The organism is Pseudomonas sp. CJQ_9 (genome assembly GCF_043106615.1).
Taxonomy (GTDB): Bacteria; Pseudomonadota; Gammaproteobacteria; order Pseudomonadales; family Pseudomonadaceae; genus Aquipseudomonas; species Aquipseudomonas juntendi.
This window is the reverse complement of sequence record NZ_JBICMS010000015.1, coordinates 1-2,802: the sequence shown is the minus strand read 5'-3', so window position 1 is coordinate 2,802 and position 2,802 is coordinate 1. Positions and strand designations below refer to the sequence as shown.

The window sequence follows — 2,802 nt, the reverse complement described above, 5'->3', positions numbered from 1 at the left end:
GTCGCGTTGTTCTCGTTGACCAGCGCGGTCAGGCGAATGGCCTTGTCGTACGCGTAGCGAACCCGCTGGCCCTTGGCATCCTGGCGGCTGCTCGGCAGGCCGCGGGCCGTGCGTATCAGGCGGGTGGTCTGGCCCTTGCCGTCGGTGTGGCTGAGCACCTGACCGTAGGCGTTGTAGGTGAAGGTTTCCGTGGTGCCGTCCGGGTGGCTGATACGCAGCACTTCGCCGTCGGGCTTGCGCTCCAGCGTGGTGGTCTGGTTCAGCGCGTCCGTTACCGCGACCAGGTGCTGGCGCTCGTCATAGCGGTAGTACGTGCTCTTGCCCGAGCAATCCTGGTAACGCTCGACCTGGGCCAGGGTGTTCCACCACAGGTACTTGGACTTGTAGGTCGCGTCGATGATGGTGTGCGGCAGGCCGTCATCGCTGTTCAGGTACTCGGTCATCTGGCCGAGGGCATCGAATTCGGCGAGCAGGTTGCCCTTGTCGTCGTAGCGCGCCTGCCAGGTGCTGCCATCCGGGTAGCTGACTTTGGTCACCAGCGTGGTCAGCTGGTGGTACTCGTACTGGATCTTGCGCCCCAGTGGATCGATTTCTTCCAGCAGGCGGGCGTATTCATCGTACTTGAAGGCGAGCCGGTTGCCGTCTGGCAGGCCCAGGCCGACCATGTTGCCGTGCTCGTCCAGCTCGATGGCGTAACGTTCGCCACCGTAGTCGCGGCTGGCGACCACGCGGTGGTCGGCGTTGTACTGCACTTGCAGCTCACGGCCGAGCACGTCGGTGGCCCAGCTGGTTCGGCTGTCGAGGTCGTAGCGGAAGTGGTAATGCTCGCCGTCGCTGGTCCAGTGTTCAACCACGCGCGGCTTGTCGCCCAGGGTTTGCCAACGGTAGTGGCAGCCCAGCCCCAGCGCGTTGCTGTGGGTCACCATCAGGCCGTCGGCGTAGCTGAAGTTGCGAACGGTGTCGCCGTTGCGGTTGATCACCGCGCTCAGCTGGCCGTGTTCGTCGTAGCGGTACTGTGTGAGCGTTTCAACGGCCTAGTTGTCGAATTATCGGCTAAAAGAGCAATCTCGCCTGACTGCTGCAGGACGTTCTATTCAGTGTGACTCGTTTACTGGAATGACTGAGGCTAACGCCTCAGCCCTCCGACGTTAAGTTATTAAAGATCCCAGCCAAACTAAATCCACTTAGAAAGTATAGCGCCGAAGGTTGAATTAAAGCCAGCATTCACTGACATTCACTGACATTCACTGACATTCACGCTAAAGCGCTAAAGCCAGTAAAAGCTTTCAGCCTTCAGGGCAACACCTCACACACTCACTGATCAACTTGATCCTCATGAATCAAGGACCCAATGAACTCATGGAATGAAAACGAAAGAACCCGTTGAGCATTGATGTGATTTAGATGCATATCAATATCGGGCTGAAAAATGTCCACCGCAAAATAAATTACCTTGCCCTCATTTTTATCAAGACAAATAAAGTTACCCGCCTCATCTACGGCAAATGGCACCAAGTGTGCTGGCAAGACATTCCTGCTCACCATCAACCTGAAACAACCACCTATGTACTTAGTCTCTTCCTTGTCTACAGCGCCATCACTAGCAATACTCTTAAAATCTTCAACTCTAATCGGCTCATAATTTTCGTCTTCCGCCCAAAATGCCCGATTAGGCTCACCCCCATTGAAGGTCAGGTATAGCGCCCTAAATTCCGCAGGGAATCTCATACCGATTTCAGACTCAAGTGCATCAATATCAAGCACTGAAATAGCGACATCAGAATTGAAGAGTTTAAAATCATCCACCATATAGTCCTCAACAAGTTGTAGACGTTATTTTTTGTGGGCGCCCTTTCAGCCACCCCTTGTCCTGCGAGATAGCTACAGCTTCAGGTGTCCCGTAAGATCCAGAAGGCAAACCGAAATGCTTCTCGAATTGTGCCACCGACCCTGTATGGGGCAACGAAGCCTCGTGCGCGGCCTGAGTTACTAACTGCATTGTCCCCTTACCAGTTACAGGATCGAAATCATCCAAATGATGCCAAGTATATTTACCAATCGATTTGACCTGCGCCTTCGACAAACCAGCTTGCTTGTAAGCTTCAGTAAAGTCTCGACCTCGAGACCCTTGCATTTGAATAGATACGATATTTTTTTGGTTGCCGGTTACGGGGAACAACTCAGGCGAACCCTCAAAATTCACACTCTTGAAAGATAGCCCCCAAGGATCAATCCATGCAGTGGCATTAGGCGCATATTGGTAAAGATTTACACCGCCACCTAAACCCAATGGATCTTGAGTTATAAAGCGCCCAATATCCGACGCATAATAACGGAAGGTATTATAATGCAGCTCACTCTCAACGTCGAAGTATTGCCCTTGAAATCGAAGGTTCTGCTCGACTTCACTAATATCTAGCTGCTCTAGCATGCCCCACGAGCGGTACGTAGCTTGCCAAACGACTGCGCCATCGCTGTTCGTAAGCTCCAGCGGCGTGCCAATCTGGTCAGTATGGAAGTAATAGACCTTCTGCCCTTTCCCTTCAACCTGATCAACCCGCGCCAACGGCGCATAGCTACCCGGCTCGTACAGGTACAAGCTGCTGTGCCCAGGAGTTTCCTCCCGCAGCATCCGCAAGCCTTGCCAGAGGAAGCGCTTCTGCTCTACCTCGCCATTCATTCCCGCCTGTTTGGCTATTCGCCTCCCCAAGCTGTCGTACCGGTACTCGCCTTGGCTTGCCAGCTTGCCATTGACCAACGTCTTCGCCCGCACCAGCCGGTTCTCGCAGTCATAGCTGAAGT

General features: G+C 53.9%; 2 protein-coding genes and 1 pseudogene. All 3 read right to left on the bottom strand.

Annotation, left to right across the window (positions count from 1 at the left end; all coding sequences use genetic code 11):
• A pseudogene (locus ACF8SD_RS02615) lies at nucleotides 1–1,034 on the bottom strand (type IV secretion protein Rhs); the annotation flags it as partial.
• Nucleotides 1,035–1,314: 280 nt separating this feature from the next.
• Entirely contained in the window at nucleotides 1,315–1,806 is a 492-nt protein-coding gene (locus tag ACF8SD_RS02610) for an SMI1/KNR4 family protein (RefSeq protein ID WP_392483528.1), read from the bottom strand.
• Between the two features lie 10 nt (nucleotides 1,807–1,816).
• Nucleotides 1,817–2,802 (bottom strand): RHS repeat-associated core domain-containing protein (locus ACF8SD_RS02605; protein ID WP_392483526.1); only part of this gene is annotated, 986 nt, incomplete at its 5' end.